This is a genomic window from Brevundimonas sp. SS2672 (assembly GCF_059579685.1).
Genome location: NZ_CM184201.1, coordinates 1,171,072 through 1,189,080 on the forward strand (window position 1 = coordinate 1,171,072; position 18,009 = coordinate 1,189,080).

Genomic DNA, 18,009 nt, shown 5'->3' on the forward strand with positions numbered 1-18,009 from the left:
AGGGACCGGAGCTTTCATGTTCACCGGCATCGTCACCGACATCGGCCACGTCCGCAGCGTCCGTGAAACCAACCGCGACCGTCGCTATGAGGTCGAAACCGTGTGGGACACGGCGACCATCGACCTGGGCGCTTCCATCAGCCACGCGGGCTGCTGCCTGACCGTGACGGAGAAGGGGGAGGGCTGGTTCGCCGTCGAGGTCTCGGGCGAGACCCTGTCCAAGACCAAGCTGGGCGACTGGAGCGAGGGCAGCCGGATCAATCTGGAGCGCGCGGCGAAACTGGGCGACGAACTGGGCGGCCACATCGTTTCCGGCCACGTCGATGGTCTGGGCGAGGTGATCTCCATCACGCCCGAAGGCGGGTCGCACCGCATCGTGATCGAGGCGCCCGCGCCCCTGCACAGATTCATCGCCCCAAAGGGCTCAATCACGGTCGATGGGGTTTCCCTGACGGTGAATGGGGTGCATGAGCGCCGCTTCGACGTGAACATTATCCCGCACACGTGGGATGCGACCACCCTCGGCGGCCTGAAGGTCGGCGAAAAGGTCAATCTGGAGATCGACATGCTGGCGCGTTACCTCGCGCGGTGGCAGGAGACCGCATGATGAAACTGGCCGTCTACAACACCGACAGCCCGATCAGCTCGATCGAGGATATTATCGAGGACGCCCGCAACGGCCGCCCCTACATCCTGGTGGACGCCGAGGACCGCGAGAACGAGGGCGACATCGTCATTCCGGCCCAGTTCGCCACGCCGGACCAGATCAACTTCATGATCCGCTATGCGCGGGGCCTGGTCTGTCTGGCCCTGACGTCCGAGCGCGCCAAGCAGCTGCGCCTGCCGCCGATGGCCGCCGAGAACCGCGAGAGCATGGGCACGGCCTTCACCATCTCGATCGAGGCCAAGGAAGGCGTCACGACCGGCATCTCGGCCGCCGATCGCGCCCATACGGTCCAGGTGGCGGCCGATCCGTCGCGCACCGCCGACGACATCGTCTCGCCGGGCCACATCTTCCCGCTGGTCGCGCGCGACGGCGGCGTCCTGGTCCGTACCGGCCATACCGAGGCGGCGGTGGACATCAGCCGCATGGCGGGCCTGATCCCGGCCGGGGTGATCTGCGAGATCATCAAGGACGACGGGACGATGGCGCGGATGCCCGACCTGGTCGCCTTCGCCCAGCTGCACGGACTGAAGATCGGCACCATCGCCGACCTGATCGCCTATCGCCGCCGCACCGAACGCTTTGTCGAGCGCGTGATGGAGACGCCGTTCGAGAGCGTCCACGGCGGCGAATTCAAGCTGATCCTCTACCGCAACACCATCGAGGGCGCCGAGCACGTCGCCCTGGTGCGCGGCGACATCGACCCGGCCAAGCCGACCGTCGTGCGGATGCATCAGGTCGACTTCGCCGCCGACCTGCTGGGTCACGTCGAGGCCCGCCAGGACTATATTCCGAAGGCGATGCAGGCGCTGGCGGCCCAGGACGGGCCGGGCGTCGTCGTCTTCCTGCGTGATCCCGACCTGCATGGTCTGGCCGAGCGGCTGGGCGGCGTCGCCAAGCCCGCGGCCGTGGATCGTTCGCTGAAAGCCTATGGCGTCGGGGCGCAGATTCTGCTCGACCTCGGCGTCAAAGACATGATCGTGATGAGTTCGACGCGACCCAATCCGACGGCGCTGGAAGGCTACGGCCTGCGTATCGCCGGTTGGCGCGACATGGACGGAGAAGACCAATCTTGAACGAACCCACTCGCGTCCTCATCGTCGAGGCGCGCTTCTACGACGAACTGGCCGACGCCCTTCTGGAAGGGGCGAAGGACGCCCTGCGCGCGCAAGGCGTCCAGTATGACGTCGTGACCGTGCCCGGCGCGCTGGAAGTGCCGACCGTGATCGCCATGGCCGAAGAGGCCGGGCGCTATCCGACCGCCCCGCGTTATGACGGCTACGTCGCCCTGGGCTGCGTGATCCGCGGCGAGACCTACCATTTCGAGATCGTCTCGGATCAGTCGGCCGCCGGCATCCGCAATCTGGGCCTGAAGGGCGTGGCCATCGGCAACGGCATCCTGACGACCGAGGACGAGGAGCAGGCCTGGACCCGCGCCCGTCTCAGCGAGGGCGACAAGGGCGGCTTCGCGGCCCGCGCCTGCCTGGACCTGATCGCCATCCGCAAGCGCCTGCGCGGGGGGCTGACCTCGTGACCGAACCGACCAGCGCCCCGGCGACCGTCGCCGAAGTCATGGCCCAGCTGGCCGAGGCCGAGAAGGCCCGCGCCGAACCGCAACTGACCAGCCGCCAGCGCCGCGCCCGCACGGTCGCCCGCCTGGCCGCCGTCCAGGCCCTGTATCAGATGGAGCTGGCGGGCGAGGGCGTCGAAAGCGTCGTGCGCGAGTTCCGCAATCACCGCTTCGACGCCGACATCGACGGCGCCCCCCTGGCCGAGGCGGACGAGGACTGGTTCTCCGACATCGTCCACGGCGTGGTCGAGGATCAGCGGGCCATCGACGAGGCGGTCAAGGCGCGTCTGGCCTCCAATTGGCGGATGGAGCGTCTGGACGCCACCCTGCGCGCCCTGCTGCGCTGCGGCGCGTGGGAGCTGAAGCACAAGCCCGACGTCCCGCGTGAGATCGTGATCGACGAGTACGTCGAACTGGCCAAGGCCTTCTTCGACGATGCGGAGGCGAAGTTCGTGAACGCGGCGCTGGACGGCGTGGCGCGCGATGCCCGCGATTGACGTCGCGGGTGAATTCGAGACCATCCAGCGGCTGCTAAAGCCGCTGGCGCACCCGGAATGGGCGAGGGGGCTGGCCGACGACGTGGCCGCGCTGCCCTCGCGTCCGGGACACGACCTCATCCTTACCAAGGATGCGATCGTCGAGGGCGTCCACTTCCTGCCCGACGACCCGCTGGATACGGTGGCGCAGAAGCTGCTTCGCGTGAACCTGTCCGATCTGGCGGCCAAGGGGGCCGAGCCGTTCGGCTATCTGCTGGCCTGCCACTGGTCCGAACGCTGCGGCTGGCCGGAACGCGAGGCCTTTGTCGCCGGACTGCGGCGCGATCAGGCCATTTTCGACATTTCCCTGCTGGGCGGCGACACGGTGAAGACGCCGGGACCGGCTAGCTTCTCCGCCACCCTGCTGGGCTGGGCGCCGGCGGGGGCGGCGGTCAGCCGGGCGGGCGCGCGGCCGGGCGATCTGGTCTTCGTCACCGGCACGATCGGCGACGGCTGGCTGGGCCTTCAGGCCGCCCAGGCGACCCTGAGCCTGGAGCCCGAACGCATGGACGCGCTGGAGGCGGCCTATCGCACCCCCATGCCGCGCGTGGAGTTCGCACCCGTCGTCCTGGGCCTGGCGACGGCCAGCGCCGACGTCTCTGACGGCCTGCTGGCCGACGCCGCCCATATCGCCGAGGCCAGCGGCGTCAGCCTTGAGCTTGATCTGGAGGTTCTGCCCCTGTCGGCGGCGGCCCAGGCCTGGTTCGAGGGACGGGTCGACCCGCAGGCGGCGCTGGAGCTGCTGGCCAGCGGCGGCGACGACTATGAGATCCTGCTGACCGTCCCGGCGGGCGCCGAGAACGCCCTGCGCCGCGAGGCCGAGCGCCGCCATCTGCGCCTGACCTGCGTCGGCCGAGTAACCGAGGGCAGGGGGCTGTCGGCGCGCTATCTGGGCCAGGTCATCACCCCGACCCGCACCGGTTGGACCCACGGCTGAGGGCAACGGAATCCTAACGGGACCAGGCCAGACTGCCGCCATGAACCGCCGCGCCCTGATCCTCGCCGTCGCCGGCGCCGCCCTGTCGGGGTCGGCGCTCGCTTCGCCGTCGGCGGAAACGCCCGCCCAGCCGGCGAGCTTCAACCTGACCGGGGTGGGCCTGCCGATCATCGTGGGCGGTCGCGTCCGAAACTACATCTTCGTGGTGCTGAAGCTGCATCTGGGCCAGGGCCACGCCCTGGATGCGGTGAGGGCCAAGGAGCCCTATCTGCGCGACGCCCTGGTCCGCGCCGGGCACCGCACGCCCTTCGTCCTGGCCAACGACTGGAACCAGGTGGACCCCGAGGCCCTGAGCGCCAGCCTGATCCGCTCGGCCGACGCCCTGATCGGCAAGGGCGCGATCGCCCGTGTCGAGGTCGTCAGCCAGGCCGCGCGCCGCCGCACGACCGTTCGCGCCGTCTAGAAGAGCGCTGTTGCGCCACGGCTCTGCTTTTGGCACGATTTAGCCGCAATTCCCGAGGGGCGTGAATTTGCGTCCGTAAGCGCACGGGGGGACCGGAAGGCGGCCGAGAGGCGACAACGCCCGTAGCGCAGCCCATGGATCCGCGCGTCTAGTTGCATAGGGCTTGGAAACGCCATGACGTCATATCTTTGGCTGGTCATCGCGGCCGGCGCTCTGGGGGTGCTTTACGGCACCGTCCAGACCGCCGTCCTGATGAAGGCCGACAGTGGTAATGAACGGATGCGTGAGATCGCCGCGGCGATCCAGGAAGGGGCATCCGCCTATCTGAAGCGTCAGTACACAACGATTGGCATTGTAGGGGTCGTGATCTTGGTCGCGGCCTTTTTTCTTATCGGAACATGGGCGGCGCTGGGCTTCCTGATCGGCGCGGTCCTGTCGGGCGCGGCGGGCTATGCGGGGATGCTGATCTCCGTTCGCGCCAACGTCCGCACGGCCCAGGCCGCGTCGCAGAGCCTGTCCAAGGGCCTGGACCTGGCCTTCCGCTCGGGCGCCATCACCGGCATGTTCGTGGCGGGCGGCGCGCTTCTGGGCGTGTCCGGCTACTACGCCTTCATGACCCAGGGGCTGGGCCACGTCTCGACCAGCCGCGAGGTCATCGACGGCCTGGTGGCGCTGGGCTTCGGGGCCTCGCTGATCTCCATCTTCGCGCGACTGGGCGGCGGCATCTTCACCAAGGGGGCCGACGTCGGCGGCGACATGGTGGGCAAGGTCGAGGCCGGCATCCCTGAGGACGACCCCCGCAACGCCGCCACCATCGCGGACAATGTGGGCGACAACGTCGGCGACTGCGCCGGCATGGCCGCCGACCTGTTCGAGACCTATGCCGTCACCACGGTGGCGACCATGGTGCTGGCGGCCATCTTCTTCCGCAACCAGCCCTATGTGGACGTGCTGATGCTGCTGCCGCTGGCGATCTGCGGCGTCTGCATCGTGACCTCGATCATCGGCACCTTCTTCGTCCGTCTGGGCAAGAGCGGCAACATCATGGGGGCCCTGTACCAGGGGCTGATCGTCACCGGCGTCCTGTCGTTGGGCGCGGTCTGGTGGGTGATCAACCAGCTTCTGCCGGGGGCGGTCGAAACCTCGGGCGGGCTGCTGATCCAGCCGATGAACCTGTTCTGGGCGGGCGTCGTCGGCCTGCTGGTCACGGCGGCCATCGTGGTGATCACCGAATACTACACCGGTACGGGCTTCCGGCCGGTGAAGTCGGTGGCCAACGCCTCCGTCTCAGGGCACGGCACCAATGTGATCCAGGGGTTGGCCATGTCGCTGGAGGCCACGGCGCTGCCGGCTCTGACCATCATCGTGGGCATCGTCGCAGCCTTCCAACTGGCGGGTCTGTTCGGCATCGCCATCGCCACCACCACCATGCTGGGCGTGGCGGGGATGATCGTGGCGCTGGACGCCTTCGGTCCGGTCACGGACAACGCGGGCGGCATCGCCGAGATGGCGGGTCTGCCGCCTGAGGTCCGCGTTTCGACCGACGCCCTGGACGCCGTGGGCAACACCACCAAGGCCGTGACCAAGGGCTACGCCATCGGTTCGGCGGGTCTGGGGGCGCTGGTCCTGTTCGCCGCCTATGTGGAGGACCTCAAGTTCTTCGCTGCCGAGGCGCAGCCGGGCAGCTTCTTCCACGGACTGGGCGCCGTCGCCTTCGACCTGTCCAACCCCTACGTCGTGGTCGGCCTGCTGTTCGGGGGGCTGCTGCCCTTCCTGTTCGGCGGCCTGTCGATGACGGCCGTGGGGCGCGCCGCCGAGGCCGTGGTGGCTGAGGTTCGGCGTCAGTTCCGCGAGAACCCAGGCATCATGACCTTCCAGACCAAGCCCGAATACGGCCGGGCGGTCGACATTCTGACCAGCGCGGCCATTCGCGAGATGATCGTGCCGTCGCTGCTGCCGGTGCTGTCGCCGATCGTCCTGTTCGTCGTCATCCTGTTCATCCAGCCGGACAAGGCCAACGCCTTCGCCGCCCTGGGGGCCATGCTGATGGGGGTGATCGTGACGGGTCTGTTCGTCGCCATCTCGATGACCTCGGGCGGCGGCGCCTGGGACAACGCCAAGAAGGTGATCGAGGAAGGTTTCACCGACAAGAACGGCGTCGTCCACGGCAAGGGTTCTGAAGCGCACAAGGCCGCCGTCACCGGCGACACCGTGGGCGATCCCTACAAGGACACCTCCGGCCCGGCGGTGAACCCGATGATCAAGATCACCAACATCGTGGCGCTTCTGCTGCTGGCGGTGCTGGCGAGCGGCAAGATCGTCTGACGGCGCTTTGCTGAAACTGAAAACGCCCCGGAGAGCGATCTCCGGGGCGTTGTCTTTGCGCCCTATGCTCGCGACGCGGTCGTTCGCGGCTTGAGGGCGCCTGTTTGCAGGGCCGCCTAGTCCGGGCGGCGCTGGCCGGGGACGTCGTCCTCGGTACGCGGCAGTTGGCCGCGGCCGACGTTGCCGAGCAACTGTTCGAGGATGGTCAGCTGGCGTCCGCGGGTCGGGGTCTCGCGACGCTCCATGGCGATCTGGCGGCCGTCTTCCAGCCCCAGGGTGCGCACGTTGGCGACCTTTTCGTCGCCCTCGGCGAAGGTGATTTCCGTGACGGTCCGCTGCGACACCTGAGGCTTGTTGTAGGTGTAGCGCTGCGTCGTCTGGGTCAGGTAATACCAGACGTTGTCGCTCTCGAAGGTCGAGGTCGTGGAGGGCGTGCCCAGCTTGGCCAGAACGGTCTCGCGGGTGTCGACGCCCACTTCGACGTCCTGAGGCTTGGCGTCCACGGCCTGGAAGCCCTGGGTGGCGACGACGGGGGCGCAGGCGCCCGCAGCGGCGGCGAGCGAGGCGGCGATGATGAGCGACGTAAAACGGGGCATCGGCGATGGGCCTCTAGGAACAAGGTCTTTGACCTAACCGTCGCTGCGTCCTAGTGCAACGGCGCGGCGGAAAAGGGGCCGTGAAATCCTATGTTCAAGACACTCTTCAGACGACAGACGCAAGAGCGCCAGGCGCAGGGCCTTTACGCCCTGGCCGTGGAACAGGCGCGCCAGCCCGATTTTTACGCCCGCCTGGGGGTGGCTGATCGAATCGACGCGCGGTTCGAACTCTACACCCTGCATGTCCTTCTGCTGTTCGTGCGGATGAAGGGCGAGGGCGAGCGTGGGGCCGATCTGGCTCAGAAAATGTTCGATACCTATGTCTCGGCCCTGGACAATGTGCTGCGCGAGTTGGGCGTCGGCGATGTGTCGGTCGGCAAGAAGATGCGCAAGCTGGGCGAAGCTCTCTATGGCCGGATGAGCGCCTATGAGAAGGCGCTGCGCGATGGCGACCGTGACGGCTTCCAGGCCTCGATCGCACGCAATGTGTTCGAGAGCGACGATCCCGCAGCCGGCGCTGAACTGACCCGCTATGCGCTGGAATCGCACGAACGCCTGGCGCGTCAGCCTATTTCCGCCGTGGAAAAGGCGCCGGACTGGGCCATGATCGTCGCATGACGATTCCCGCCCTGCCTTACAGCGACCCCGTCCGCCTGCATCAGATCGGCGCGGGTCTGTCCCGGCGACTGGAGCCGGACGCCGAAGCGCGTCAGCGCATCGCGCGCGCGCTGAACCTGAAGTCGCTGAATCGTTTCGAGGCGGATCTGGAAGTGACGGCCACGGTGTCGGGCTGGCGCCTGACGGGACGAGTCGTGGCTGACGCCGTTCAATCCTGCGTGCTGACGCTGGAGCCCCTGCCGGTCCACATCGACGAGCGGTTCGAGATCAATCTGGTAGAGGCCCTAGATACGCCGCCTTCGGAAGAGGGCGAGATCGATCTGGAGCTGGACGACAATTCTCCCGACGTGGTCGAGAACGGCCAGATCGACCTGGGCCAGTACGCCGTCGAGCAGTTGGCCCTGCATCTGGACCCTTACCCGCGCAAGGAAGGCGCCGTCTTCGAGCAGCCGCCGGAGCCGGGCGAGATTTCCCCTTTCGGCGTGCTGAGGACCTTGAAGCCGGGCGACTCCGACAAGAGTTGACCTAAGGGCGCCCCGGTTGCATCCACAGGGTGCGACATTTGCGTCTGTACGCCCTAACATTGAAGCGCCGCGACAAGACGGCGACGGAGTCGATTTCCACTTGGCATCATCCACACTGATTTCGCTCGACGCCATGGGGGGCGACCACGGTCCCGCCGTCGTGGTCGGCGGCGTGAAGGCCTATTATTCCCTGTATGGGGGCGACGGCGTGCGCTTCCTGCTGCATGGCGACGAGGCGGCGATCCGCGCAGAGATGGCGCGCCTGCACGTCTCGGACGACCTTTGCCAGGTCCGGCACACCGACAAGGTCGTCGCCATGGACGAAAAGCCGGCCCAGGCCATGCGCCGGGGCAAGGGCTCGAGCCTGTGGAACGCGATCGAGGCGGTCAAGACGGGCGAGGCCCAGGGGCTGTTTCCGCCGGCAACACCGGCGCCCTGATGGCGATCTCCAAGCTGATCCTGCGCATGGCGGTCGACGGGCTGGAGCGCCCCGCCATCGTCGCCAGCTGGCCGACCAAGCGCGGCGTCACCGCCGTTCTGGACGTGGGCGCCAACATCGGCAGCGATGCGCGCCAACTGGTCGAGTTCGCCATCATGGGCGAGGCGTTTCAGGCGGCCGTGCATGGGGTGGAAAGACCGACGGTCGGCCTTCTGAACGTCGGCTCCGAAGAGATGAAGGGCCATGAAGAGGTGCGCGAGGCTCACGCCGTCCTGCGCACCGACGCCGTGCCGGTGAACTACACCGGCTTCGTCGAGGGGCACGACATCGCCGCCGGAACGGTCGATGTCGTCGTTACCGACGGCTTCACCGGCAATGTCGCCCTGAAAACCGCCGAGGGCACGGCCCGCTTCATCTCGGGCCTGCTGAAAGAGGCGCTGACCTCGGGTCCTCTGGCCAAGCTGGGCGCCCTGATCGCCATGCCGGCCCTGAAGAAGATGGCGCGCCGCATCGATCCCAGCAGCGTCAACGGCGGCCCCTTGCTGGGCCTGAACGGCATCGTCGTGAAAAGCCACGGCGGCGCCACGGCCGAGGGCTATGCAAACGCCATCCGCGTGGCTGTCGAACTGGCCCGCAGCGACTATCTGACCAAGGTCAGCGCCAATTTCGCGCGTCTGGCGGCGGCCATGGACGAGACGGCGCCCGCCGTCATGGGAGAGACCGAACAGTGAGCGTCATCCGCAGCGTCGTTACCGGGGTTGGCTCCTTCCTGCCTGAGCAGGTCGTCACCAACGCCGACCTGACCAAGATCGTCGACACTTCCGACGAATGGATCATCGAGCGCACCGGCATCCGCCAGCGCCACAAGGCCCGCGACGACGAGCCGACCAGCGACCTGGCGCTCAAGGCCGCCGAGCGCGCCCTGGCCGACGCCGGCAAGACGGCGGCGGACGTCGATCTGATCATCGTCGCCACCACGACGCCGGACCAGACCTTCCCGGCCACGGCCGCCATCGTCCAGCGCAAGCTGGGCGCGCCGGTGGGCATCGCCTTCGACGTCCAGGCGGTCTGCTCGGGCTTCGTCTACGCCTTGAGCGTGGCCGACGGATTCGTCGCGCGCGGTCAGGCCAAGTGCGCCCTGGTCATCGGCGCCGAGGAAATGACAAAGCTGATGGACTGGACGGACCGCACCACCTGCGTCCTGTTCGGCGACGGCGCCGGGGCCTTCGTGCTGGAGCCGGGCGAGGGGCGGGGGACCAAGGACGATCGCGGCGTGCTGGGCTTCGCCCTGCGCTGCGAGGGCGCCAAGTCGGACATGCTCTATGTCGACGGCGGCCCGGCCACGACCGGAACGGTCGGCCACCTGCGGATGCTGGGCAACCAGGTCTTCCGTCACGCCGTGGTCAACATCGCCGAAGCCATCACCGCCGCCGCCCAGGTCGCGGGCGTCGACATCCCCGAGATCGACTGGTTCGTGCCGCACCAGGCCAACCAGCGCATCATCAAGGGCGTGGGCGACCGTCTGGGTCTGGACGAGGGCAAGGTGATCTCGACCGTGGCCATGCACGCCAACACCTCGGCCGCCTCCATCCCCCTGGCGATGGACGTCGCGATCAAGGATGGCCGAGATCAAGAAGGGCGATCTGGTCCTGGTCGAGGCCATGGGCGGCGGCCTGACGTGGGGCGCGTGCGCCTTCCGGTTCTAGATTCGCATTGAGGACTTTGATTTCCGGCCGTTTTGCCCTTCAATGCCCCGCCGATTGATTGCGGGGAGATGCAAGTGGCCGGACATCACACCCTTACCCGGGCGGATTTGTGCGAAGCGGTCCACGAGGAAGTCGGGCTGTCCCGACAGGAATGCTCTGGACTGGTCGAGCGCACGCTGGACCTGATCGTCGACTCGCTTGAGCAGGGCGAGACGGTCAAGCTGTCGGGGTTCGGCGTCTTCCAGGTCCGTGAAAAACGCGCCCGCATGGGCCGCAACCCCAAGACCGGCGAACCGGCCGCCATCAACCCCCGCCGCGTCATCAGCTTCCGCGCCTCCCAGATCATGAAGAGCCGGGTGCACGACGCCGTCGTCGAGACCTGAGATCCTTGGCCAAAAGCCCCAAAGCCTTCCGCACCATTTCTGAAGCGGCCGATGAAGTCGGCGCCCCCCAGCATGTGCTGAGGTTCTGGGAGACCAAGTTCGACTTCGTCGTCCCGGTGAAGCGGGCGGGCGGGCGCCGTTTCTATCGCCCCGACGACGTCATGGTGCTGAAGGCCGTCCGGCGCCTGCTGCATGACGAGGGGCTGACGATTCGCGGCGTTCAGCGTCTGGTGCAGGATCAGGGCCTGGCGCGGCTGACGGCCTATGCCGATCCCGCCGCCACGCTGGAGATCGATTCGGGCGATCGAGCTGAAACGGCGTTGGAAGCGGCGGTGACGCCGGCGGCTTCGGCGCGTCTCGAGGCCGTGTTGAGCGACCTTGAGGGGGCCAGAGCCCGGTTGGAGGCCGTTCTGCGCCGATAAGGCGGAAGTTGTTGTCGATAGAGTGTTTTAGGGTTTGCGGAGCACCGAACCGCCGTCTATAGGGAGCGCCTTCGGAGCGTGGCGCAGCCTGGTAGCGCACTTGACTGGGGGTCAAGGGGTCGCAGGTTCGAATCCTGTCGCTCCGACCATTTGCTGAGGGTTACTCAGCAGGCTGAAACGGCCGGTGAGGGAAACCTCGCCGGCCGTTCTGCTGTTCAGGCTTTCGTTCTGTCGTCCGGCGCGCGCTCGGCCCAGCGAAGCAGGGGGATGAGCGGCACGCCCCAGCCGATCCCCGCTACGGCGAAGAAGATCAGGTCGATCCACCAGGCGTCAGGCAGGTGGTCGTGCAGAGTCACCGCGCCCCACACCCAGAAGGCCAGGAAGCCGATGACGCCGAGGGTGGCGATGAAGCGGCGGGCGCGAGGCGGCATCAGCGTTTGCTCCGGAACAGGAAGAAGGCGACCAGACCTATGACGACAGCCGCGAAGGCCCAGGGAAGCCATTCCCAGTCGGCCAGGGTGGCGACGGCGAAGACGCGGATCGCCAGGAAGGCCCCGCAGGCGGCGCTGACCAGGGCGACCAGAATCGTCCCGCCCAGGCCGCGACGGCCCGTCAGCAGATCGGCGATCCAGGCCAGGCCCAGGGCCCCGGCCAGGGCGATGGCGATCTCGATATATTGCACCGGTCGGCGCTCCCTAGAATGTTGTGCGACGCTTTGACGTAGAAACCGACTCGATCTTGCCTCGCGGGAGGGGCATATCCCTCGGTTCCGCCGCCCGCGAAAGAGGCGGCAAGCATATCGGGGCGAACGGCAGGCGTCGAATGAAGCGTATTGGTGAACTGGACCGCAGCCGCGCGGTGGCGCTGTGGCTGTTTTTCTGCGCGACCCTGGTGTTCGCCATGGTGGTGGTCGGGGGCGCGACGCGGCTGACCGGCTCGGGCCTGTCGATCACGGAGTGGAAGCCGATCATGGGCGCTCTGCCGCCGATGAACCACGCCGACTGGGTCGAGGCGTTCGACAAGTACAAGGCCATCCCCCAGTACGTTGAAGTCAACGCCGGCATGAGCATGGCGGAGTTCCAGTACATCTTCTGGTGGGAGTGGGCGCATCGGCTGCTGGGACGTCTGATCGGCGTGGTCTTCGCCGTGCCTTTCGTCCTGTTCCTGGCCTTCCGCGTCCTTCCGCGCCGTCTGATCGCGCGCTGTGCGATCCTGCTGGCCTTGGGCGGCCTGCAGGGGCTGATCGGCTGGTGGATGGTGTCCAGCGGCCTGGCCGAGCGCGTCGACGTGGCGCCGGAGCGGCTGGCGACCCATCTGGGTTTGGCCTTCCTGATCTTCGCCGGCCTGATCTGGACGGGGCTTGAGGCCTGGTCCGGCTCTGACTTCACGCGCGCGCCGCGCGGATGGAGCTGGGGCGCGGGTCTGTTGCTGGGCGGCGTCTTCTTCCAGTGCCTGCTCGGCGGCCTAGTGGCCGGGGCCAAGGCGGGCATGATCTACACGGACTGGCCGATGATGAACGGCGCCCTGTTTCCGCCGGTCGCTTGGGGGCAGGGGGCGCTGACCTTCCTGCACGATCAGGGGCTGGTGCAGTTGAACCACCGGATCGGCGCCTATGTGCTATTGTTTGCTGGCACCTTCTATGCCGTCCAGGCCCTGCGCGGGCGCCTGGGCGAAGGGCTGGGCGCTTCGGCCCTGGTGCTGGCGAGCGCGCTTTGGCTGCAGGCGGGGCTGGGCGTTCTGACGCTTATCCACGCGGTGCCGGTGACCCTGGGCGTGCTGCACCAGGCTGCGGCGGCGCTGGTGCTGGCGGCGGCCACGGTCAATCTGTGGCTGGTGCGGCGTTCACGTCCGAGGATGTTCGTCTCGGGGCTGCGCTAAGAAAAAGGCCGCCTTCCTCGCTCAGGAAGGCGGCCTTTTCAATTGTGCGAGGGAAGCCCTCTAGCCGATCTTCACCCGCGTGGCGGATTCCGGCAGGTCCTCGCCGAAGGCGCGCTGATAGAATTCGGCGATGGTCGGCCGCTCCAGTTCGTCGCACTTGTTCAGGAAGGTCAGGCGGAAGCTCAGGGCCACGTCGCCGTCGAAGATGATGGCGTTCTGGGCCCAGGTGATGACCGTGCGCGGCGACATGACGGTCGAGATGTCGCCGTTCATGAAGGCGTTGCGGGTCATGTCGGCGACGCGGACCATGGCGGCGATGCGACGCTTGCCCTCGGCGTCGTTCCACTCAGGCACCTTGGCGGCGACGATCTCGGCTTCGACGTCGTGGTCGAGATAGTTCAGCGTGGTGACGATGTTCCAGCGGTCCAGCTGCGCCTGATTGATCTGCTGGGCGCCGTGATACAGGCCTGTGGTGTCGCCCAGGCCGACGGTGTTCGAGGTGGCGAACAGGCGGAACCATTTGTTCGGACGAAGGACGCGGTTCTGGTCCAGCAGGGTCAGACGCCCTTGCGCCTCCAGCACGCGCTGGATCACGAACATGACGTCGGGGCGGCCTGCGTCATATTCGTCGAACACCAGGGCCACCGGACGTTGCAGCGCCCAGGGCAGGATGCCTTCGCGGAACTCGGTGATCTGCTTGCCGTCCTTCAGGACGATGGCGTCCTTGCCGATCAGGTCGATGCGGCTGACGTGGCTGTCCAGATTGACGCGAACCAGGGGCCAGTTCAGGCGGGCGGCCACCTGCTCGATGTGGGTCGACTTGCCGGTGCCGTGGTAGCCCTGGACCATCACGCGGCGGTCATAGGCGAAGCCTGCGCAGATCGCGATCGTGGTCTGGGGATCGAAGCGATAGGACTCGTCGATCTCCGGCACATGGCTGTCGCGTGTCTCGAAGGCGGGCACGAGCATGTCGGAATCGACGCCGAACGCCTCTCTGAGCGTGACCTTGCGGTGCGGTTCCAGGGTGACGAGCGGATCGGGGGAGGCGTCGAGCGGAGAGGTCATGGCCATCCACCTAGCGCCCTCGCGCGCGCGGCTCAACACGCGCGAGGGGCCGGATGGATTATTCGCCCTGGGCCGGTCGCCTATTCCGCCGACAGGTCTACGTCGACGTTGCCGCGCGTGGCGTTGGAATAGGGGCAGACCTGGTGCGCCTTCTGGATCAGGTCGTCGATCACCGCGCGATCCAGTCCATGGTCCGACACCCGCAAGGCGACATCGAGGTTGAAGCCCTCGCCTCGGGTGTTCTTGCCGAAGCCGATCCCCGCCGAAACCTTGGTGTCAGGACCGACGGGCGTACCGGCCTTGCCCGAGACCAGCCGCAGGGCGCCCAGGTAGCAGGCCGCATAGCCCGTGGCGAAGAGCTGCTCGGGGTTGGTCCCGTCGCCGCCCTTGCCGCCCATTTCGGTCGGAACGGACAGGCGAACATCGATCTTGCCGTCGTCGGTGGCCGATCGGCCTTCATCGCGGCCTCCGCCGGAGGCGGTTGCGTGCGCGCGATACAGAACTTCCATCTGTGGACTCCTTATCCCCAGCCTGGGGATGAACAGGGGGATGACGAAGAGGCAACGTCTTTCAGAAACAACGGTTCTGTGATTCGGGAATTCGGCAGGAGGGTGTTAACAATTGGGCATCGCTCCCGTCGGGGGAGAGGGACATGGAAACGCACACGCAATATTTTTGCTATGTCTATGACGCGCCCGGAAGGACGCCTCAGATGTTTCCCCTGGAAGCCGACAGCTTTACGGAGGCGGTCCAGGAAACGCAGCGCATGATGCTGGACGAGACCGGGGCCGAGGTCTTTGCCGAAATCTGGGATTCCTCGGCCGTCGATCAGTCCATGACCCGCGTCGACGCCTTGCCGGGCGAGGGCGGCCTGTTGAGAACGCTCAGGCGTGACCGGCCTTTTTCAAGGTTTTCCAAGCCTTGATGACGCTCTGAAGCTTGGCTTCCGCGCCGCGATCGCCGCCGTTGGTGTCCGGGTGGAAGCGCTTGAGCATCTCATGATAGCGCGCCTTGATCGCGGCCTTGTCGGCGCCGGGCTCGAGACCCAGGTCGGTCAGGGCGGCGCGCTCCAGCTTGCCCAGCCGATGACTGGGATCGTCCTGCACCGGGCCCTCGGCGTGAACCCGCCGACCGAACAGGCCGAAACTGTCGCGCCATGAACCGGTTCCGGAATTGTTGGCCGTGCCGAATTTGGCGGCGAAGGCGGCGGCCTCGCGCGTCTGCGGTCCGGCCTTCATCTGCCAAGTGGGGCGGCCGCCGGTCATGGCCTCGTTTTCCTGGGCGGCGCGAATCTGGCCTTCGTTCATGCCGGCGTAGAAATTCCAGCTCTTGTTGTACTGGGCCGCATGCGCCTGACAGAAGTCATAGAATTCGTTCAGCTGCTCGCGCGATTTGGGCGCGCGGGCCGTGGCCGGCCGGGTGCACTCCGCCCATTCGCAGGCCTTCTCGCCAGGCTTGAGGCGCAGGACATCCTCCGCCGCTTCCTGTTCATCGTCGGAACGCGGCGGCTTGACCCGAATGTCGGTGAAGCGAGGCTTGTATTGAAAAGACGCAGACATCGCCCGAAGTGTAGGGCCGAATTGGTCAGCTTCAAGGAGTCCCTATGTCTGAAGGCCCGATCGCGACGGTTATGCGCGGAAAACTGACGGCGGCCTTCGCGCCGGTGCGCCTGGAACTGGAGGATGACAGCTGGAAGCACGCGGGCCACCATCATGAAGGCGGCATTGACGCCCAGGACGGCGGGGAAAGTCATTTTCAGCTGACCATCGTATCCGACGCCTTCGTCGGCCAGACGCGCGTGGCCCGACAGCGCGCCGTCAACGCCGTGCTGAAGGAGGAGCTGGCCGGTCCGGTGCACGCCCTTTCGATCCGGGCGCAGACGCCGCAGGAAGCTCAGGCCTGACGCCGGCCGTCGCCGTTGATAATTCGGATTACGTAGTTATCCGCATTCATATCGTCTTAGAACCTTTCATTCTAGCGTCCGCACCCGAAGCATTTTGGAGCGAGCGGGGGCGTCGCGATGGTTGGATCTGACGGGTTTGCGAAGGGGATAGATGGGGCGCAGGCGCCGGGCGAAGCGGCCCAGGCCCTGACCGCCATCCTGCAAACCCACTATCTGCGCTATCTCATTATCGTCAGCTGGGCGTTGGGGCTGATTGCGACGGTCGGTCTGGCGCATGGCTTGCTTTGGTTCGTCGCGACCCTGGCCGCAGGCGCCTTGCGCGGCGAGGTCGAAAAACGCGTCAGCCAGAGCGCAGGCGCCGGTTGGGGGCTGGTGTTCCCGGCGGTGGCGACCGCCACCACGGCGATCTGGGCCGTGGCGCCCCTGCTGGCGTGGTTCTCGCCGTCGGCGTTTGGGCGCGAACTGGCCATCGCCCTCCTGATATCGGGCTATGTCCTCGTGTTCGCCCAGCTGAGGAATTCGCCCCGGCAGGCTATTCTCATCTCCTCTCCCTATGGCGCGGCGGCGGCTATCATCGGGGCCAGCCTGATCGGCGACCCCGTCTTCTGGCCCTTTGTCGCCCTGGCGCCGTTCACGGCCGCCAGCCTTTTCGTCCTTGTGACGATGACCATGCTGCGCGAGGAGCGGATACGCGCCTTCCAGGAGCATCAGGCGCATCTCATCGAGGAGTTGGAGGCTGCGCGCGACAAGGCCGATGCGGCCAATGAGGCCAAGTCCAACTTCCTGGGCGTCATCTCCCATGAACTTCGCACGCCGATGAACGGGGTGCTGGGCGCGGCGCAACTGCTGAGCGCGACGCGGCTGGAAGGGGCGCAGCGCGAGTATCTGGCGATCATCCGCAACTCGGGCGACAACCTGCTGAGCCTGCTGAACGACATCCTCGACATGACCAAGATCGAGGCCGGGCGCATGAATTTCGAGACGGTGGACATCAATCTGGAGGATCTGCACCGTCGCATCATCGGCCCGTTCGAGGCCCAGGCCGAGGCCAAGGGTCTGGACTTCGTGACCGCCTTCGAAGGCGACATTCCCGCCGTGGTGCGCGGCGATCCCTTGAGGGTCTGCCAGGTGGTGCAGAACCTCCTGTCCAACGCGGTCAAGTTTACGGATCAGGGCGCCGTTCGTTTCGTCACCCGAGGGCGACGCGTTTCAGAACGCCGCGTGACCTTTGAATTCGCCGTCATCGACAGCGGCGCCGGCATCTCCCAAGCCGACATGGAACAGTTGTTCCAGCCCTTCACCCAGTTGGACGCGTCCTCGACACGGCGGTTCGGCGGCACCGGGCTGGGGCTGACGATCTCGCGCCGTCTGGCCAACATCATGGGGGGCGACATTTCCGTGACCTCCAGCCCGGGCGAAGGCTCCACCTTCACCTTCGTCGTCGAGGGCGAGGTGGTCGCCTGGCGCGCGGCCGAAGCTGCGACGCCAACCGAGGGCGATGTCGCCGTGGGCGACGGCATGGAGGTGCTGGTGGTGGAGGATCACCCCGTCAACCGCATGATCCTGGAAGCCTGGATGGCTTCCACCGGGCGGCGCAGCAGCATCGCTGAAAACGGTCAGGAAGCCGTCGACGCCGCTCGGGATCAGCGGTTCGATCTGATCGTCATGGACGTCAACATGCCGGTCATGGACGGCTTGGCGGCGACGCGCCTGATCCGTGAAGGGGGAGGGGCCAACGCCGAGACGCCCATCGTGGTTCTGTCGGCCTCGGCGCGGAACGAGGACCATGAAGCCGGGCTGGCGGCGGGCGCTGACGCCTATCTGAACAAGCCGATCGATTTCCGCAGCCTGTCGGCCCTCATGGCGCACGCCAAGGGCGGACGGACGGCGCTTCGCCGCTTGATGGATCAGGAAGCGGAGGCCGCCTGATCACGCGGCGCATGGGCCGGGAGCGACGACCGTCGAGGGAGCCAGGCGCTC

At 66.9% G+C, this 18,009-nt stretch carries 21 protein-coding genes, 1 tRNA gene and 2 pseudogenes; 18 read left to right on the forward strand and 6 right to left on the reverse strand.

The genetic code is table 11. The features are described from left to right. The first annotated feature begins 16 nt into the window (after window positions 1-16). The 7 genes from AC52GN_RS05915 (at window position 17) to AC52GN_RS05945 (ending at window position 6,495) form a co-directional block, all read left to right on the forward strand. Entirely contained in the window at window positions 17-607 is a 591-nt protein-coding gene (locus AC52GN_RS05915) for a riboflavin synthase (protein WP_496528490.1), read from the forward strand. Further along, window positions 604-1,740 (forward strand): 3,4-dihydroxy-2-butanone-4-phosphate synthase, encoded by a 1,137-nt coding sequence (gene ribB, locus AC52GN_RS05920; protein WP_496528491.1) that lies wholly within the window; start codon window positions 604-606, stop codon window positions 1,738-1,740. The genes AC52GN_RS05915 and ribB overlap by 4 nt, the downstream gene beginning before the upstream one ends. After that, the gene (ribH, locus tag AC52GN_RS05925) at window positions 1,737-2,198 is read left to right on the forward strand and encodes a 6,7-dimethyl-8-ribityllumazine synthase (protein WP_496528492.1); all 462 of its coding nucleotides are present in this window, start codon (window positions 1,737-1,739) and stop codon (window positions 2,196-2,198) included. Before ribB ends, ribH begins: the two co-directional genes overlap by 4 nt. Then, window positions 2,195-2,731, forward strand: a complete 537-nt coding sequence (gene nusB / locus AC52GN_RS05930; protein ID WP_422388293.1) for a transcription antitermination factor NusB — start codon at window positions 2,195-2,197, stop codon at window positions 2,729-2,731. The genes ribH and nusB overlap by 4 nt, the downstream gene beginning before the upstream one ends. Beyond that, window positions 2,718-3,707, forward strand: a complete 990-nt coding sequence (gene thiL, locus AC52GN_RS05935; RefSeq protein WP_496528493.1) for a thiamine-phosphate kinase — start codon at window positions 2,718-2,720, stop codon at window positions 3,705-3,707. Before nusB ends, thiL begins: the two co-directional genes overlap by 14 nt. A 40-nt stretch (window positions 3,708-3,747) precedes the next feature. Further along, on the forward strand, window positions 3,748-4,170 hold the full coding sequence (locus tag AC52GN_RS05940) for a hypothetical protein (protein WP_346487639.1): 423 nt from the start codon (window positions 3,748-3,750) through the stop codon (window positions 4,168-4,170). Between the two features lie 174 nt (window positions 4,171-4,344). After that, window positions 4,345-6,495, forward strand: coding sequence for a sodium-translocating pyrophosphatase (locus tag AC52GN_RS05945; RefSeq protein WP_496528494.1), 2,151 nt, complete (start codon window positions 4,345-4,347; stop codon window positions 6,493-6,495). 116 nt (window positions 6,496-6,611) lie between these two features. Here the strand turns inward: AC52GN_RS05945 and AC52GN_RS05950 are convergent, their stop codons facing one another. After that, window positions 6,612-7,091: an outer membrane protein assembly factor BamE gene (locus AC52GN_RS05950; protein ID WP_291782332.1), complete on the reverse strand. Its 480-nt coding sequence runs from the start codon at window positions 7,089-7,091 to the stop codon at window positions 6,612-6,614. Window positions 7,092-7,181: 90 nt separating this feature from the next. Between AC52GN_RS05950 and AC52GN_RS05955 the strand changes: the two genes are divergently transcribed. From AC52GN_RS05955 to AC52GN_RS05985, 7 genes and pseudogenes are all read left to right on the forward strand, one after another. Then, window positions 7,182-7,709 carry a ubiquinol-cytochrome C chaperone family protein gene (locus AC52GN_RS05955; RefSeq protein ID WP_291782330.1) on the forward strand — a complete coding sequence of 176 codons (528 nt, stop codon included), beginning with the start codon at window positions 7,182-7,184 and terminating at the stop codon, window positions 7,707-7,709. After that, complete coding sequence (locus AC52GN_RS05960) at window positions 7,706-8,233, forward strand: YceD family protein (protein ID WP_496528495.1); 528 nt, start codon at window positions 7,706-7,708, stop codon at window positions 8,231-8,233. The genes AC52GN_RS05955 and AC52GN_RS05960 overlap by 4 nt, the downstream gene beginning before the upstream one ends. Before the next feature lie 133 nt (window positions 8,234-8,366). Beyond that, a pseudogene (plsX, locus tag AC52GN_RS05965) lies at window positions 8,367-9,403 on the forward strand (phosphate acyltransferase PlsX). Beyond that, a pseudogene (locus AC52GN_RS05970) lies at window positions 9,400-10,378 on the forward strand (beta-ketoacyl-ACP synthase III). The pseudogenes plsX and AC52GN_RS05970 overlap by 4 nt, the downstream one beginning before the upstream one ends. A gap of 74 nt (window positions 10,379-10,452) precedes the next feature. Beyond that, entirely contained in the window at window positions 10,453-10,761 is a 309-nt protein-coding gene (locus AC52GN_RS05975) for an integration host factor subunit alpha (RefSeq protein WP_409450003.1), read from the forward strand. A 5-nt stretch (window positions 10,762-10,766) separates the two neighbouring features. Continuing rightward, a complete protein-coding gene (locus tag AC52GN_RS05980) occupies window positions 10,767-11,183 on the forward strand; it encodes a MerR family transcriptional regulator (protein ID WP_496528496.1) in 417 nt (138 codons plus the stop codon). Window positions 11,184-11,255: 72 nt separating this feature from the next. After that, a tRNA-Pro gene (locus AC52GN_RS05985) sits at window positions 11,256-11,332 on the forward strand. Window positions 11,333-11,398: 66 nt separating this feature from the next. Here the strand turns inward: AC52GN_RS05985 and AC52GN_RS05990 are convergent. Continuing rightward, window positions 11,399-11,614: a DUF2842 domain-containing protein gene (locus AC52GN_RS05990; protein WP_312218349.1), complete on the reverse strand. Its 216-nt coding sequence runs from the start codon at window positions 11,612-11,614 to the stop codon at window positions 11,399-11,401. Further along, a complete protein-coding gene (locus AC52GN_RS05995; RefSeq protein ID WP_312218347.1) occupies window positions 11,614-11,865 on the reverse strand; it encodes a transglycosylase in 252 nt (83 codons plus the stop codon). The genes AC52GN_RS05990 and AC52GN_RS05995 overlap by 1 nt, the downstream gene beginning before the upstream one ends. Before the next feature lie 140 nt (window positions 11,866-12,005). On the opposite strand from AC52GN_RS05995, the gene AC52GN_RS06000 reads away from it, so the two are divergent. Continuing rightward, window positions 12,006-13,061, forward strand: a complete 1,056-nt coding sequence (locus AC52GN_RS06000) for a COX15/CtaA family protein (RefSeq protein WP_291782305.1) — start codon at window positions 12,006-12,008, stop codon at window positions 13,059-13,061. A 60-nt stretch (window positions 13,062-13,121) separates the two neighbouring features. Here AC52GN_RS06000 and cobS read toward each other — a convergent pair whose 3' ends face one another. Together cobS and AC52GN_RS06010 are read right to left on the reverse strand one after the other, a co-directional pair. Continuing rightward, window positions 13,122-14,132 (reverse strand): cobaltochelatase subunit CobS, encoded by a 1,011-nt coding sequence (cobS, locus tag AC52GN_RS06005; RefSeq protein WP_291782302.1) that lies wholly within the window; start codon window positions 14,130-14,132, stop codon window positions 13,122-13,124. 74 nt (window positions 14,133-14,206) lie between these two features. Then, the gene (locus tag AC52GN_RS06010) at window positions 14,207-14,635 is read right to left on the reverse strand and encodes an organic hydroperoxide resistance protein (RefSeq protein WP_291782299.1); all 429 of its coding nucleotides are present in this window, start codon (window positions 14,633-14,635) and stop codon (window positions 14,207-14,209) included. Between the two features lie 203 nt (window positions 14,636-14,838). Between AC52GN_RS06010 and AC52GN_RS06015 the strand changes: the two genes are divergently transcribed. Then, window positions 14,839-15,051, forward strand: a complete 213-nt coding sequence (locus tag AC52GN_RS06015) for a hypothetical protein (RefSeq protein WP_496528497.1) — start codon at window positions 14,839-14,841, stop codon at window positions 15,049-15,051. Here the strand turns inward: AC52GN_RS06015 and AC52GN_RS06020 are convergent. Then, on the reverse strand, window positions 15,011-15,685 hold the full coding sequence (locus AC52GN_RS06020) for a J domain-containing protein (protein WP_496528498.1): 675 nt from the start codon (window positions 15,683-15,685) through the stop codon (window positions 15,011-15,013). The two genes, AC52GN_RS06015 and AC52GN_RS06020, sit on opposite strands and share 41 nt — an antisense overlap. Before the next feature lie 44 nt (window positions 15,686-15,729). Here AC52GN_RS06020 and AC52GN_RS06025 point away from each other — a divergent pair, with 44 nt between their 5' ends. Together AC52GN_RS06025 and AC52GN_RS06030 are read left to right on the forward strand one after the other, a co-directional pair. Further along, window positions 15,730-16,029 carry a BolA family protein gene (locus AC52GN_RS06025; RefSeq protein ID WP_496528499.1) on the forward strand — a complete coding sequence of 100 codons (300 nt, stop codon included), beginning with the start codon at window positions 15,730-15,732 and terminating at the stop codon, window positions 16,027-16,029. 117 nt (window positions 16,030-16,146) lie between these two features. Next, complete coding sequence (locus AC52GN_RS06030; protein ID WP_496528500.1) at window positions 16,147-17,958, forward strand: ATP-binding protein; 1,812 nt, start codon at window positions 16,147-16,149, stop codon at window positions 17,956-17,958. Window positions 17,959-18,009 lie beyond the last annotated feature (51 nt).

Bases quoted from the DNA above. Each gene is read 5' to 3' on its own strand.
- AC52GN_RS05945 (WP_496528494.1), top strand. From the start codon at position 4,345: ATGACGTCATATCTTTGGCTGGTCATCGCGGCCGGCGCTCTGGGGGTG.
- AC52GN_RS05955 (WP_291782330.1), top strand. From the start codon at position 7,182: ATGTTCAAGACACTCTTCAGACGACAGACGCAAGAGCGCCAGGCGCAG.
- AC52GN_RS06020 (WP_496528498.1), bottom strand. From the start codon at position 15,685: ATGTCTGCGTCTTTTCAATACAAGCCTCGCTTCACCGACATTCGGGTC.
- cobS (WP_291782302.1), bottom strand. From the start codon at position 14,132: ATGGCCATGACCTCTCCGCTCGACGCCTCCCCCGATCCGCTCGTCACC.
- AC52GN_RS06010 (WP_291782299.1), bottom strand. From the start codon at position 14,635: ATGGAAGTTCTGTATCGCGCGCACGCAACCGCCTCCGGCGGAGGCCGC.
- AC52GN_RS05940 (WP_346487639.1), top strand. From the start codon at position 3,748: ATGAACCGCCGCGCCCTGATCCTCGCCGTCGCCGGCGCCGCCCTGTCG.
- AC52GN_RS06025 (WP_496528499.1), top strand. From the start codon at position 15,730: ATGTCTGAAGGCCCGATCGCGACGGTTATGCGCGGAAAACTGACGGCG.
- AC52GN_RS05960 (WP_496528495.1), top strand. From the start codon at position 7,706: ATGACGATTCCCGCCCTGCCTTACAGCGACCCCGTCCGCCTGCATCAG.
- AC52GN_RS06015 (WP_496528497.1), top strand. From the start codon at position 14,839: ATGTTTCCCCTGGAAGCCGACAGCTTTACGGAGGCGGTCCAGGAAACG.
- thiL (WP_496528493.1), top strand. From the start codon at position 2,718: ATGCCCGCGATTGACGTCGCGGGTGAATTCGAGACCATCCAGCGGCTG.
- AC52GN_RS05915 (WP_496528490.1), top strand. From the start codon at position 17: ATGTTCACCGGCATCGTCACCGACATCGGCCACGTCCGCAGCGTCCGT.
- AC52GN_RS06030 (WP_496528500.1), top strand. From the start codon at position 16,147: ATGGTTGGATCTGACGGGTTTGCGAAGGGGATAGATGGGGCGCAGGCG.
- AC52GN_RS05950 (WP_291782332.1), bottom strand. From the start codon at position 7,091: ATGCCCCGTTTTACGTCGCTCATCATCGCCGCCTCGCTCGCCGCCGCT.
- AC52GN_RS05990 (WP_312218349.1), bottom strand. From the start codon at position 11,614: ATGCCGCCTCGCGCCCGCCGCTTCATCGCCACCCTCGGCGTCATCGGC.
- AC52GN_RS06000 (WP_291782305.1), top strand. From the start codon at position 12,006: ATGAAGCGTATTGGTGAACTGGACCGCAGCCGCGCGGTGGCGCTGTGG.
- ribB (WP_496528491.1), top strand. From the start codon at position 604: ATGATGAAACTGGCCGTCTACAACACCGACAGCCCGATCAGCTCGATC.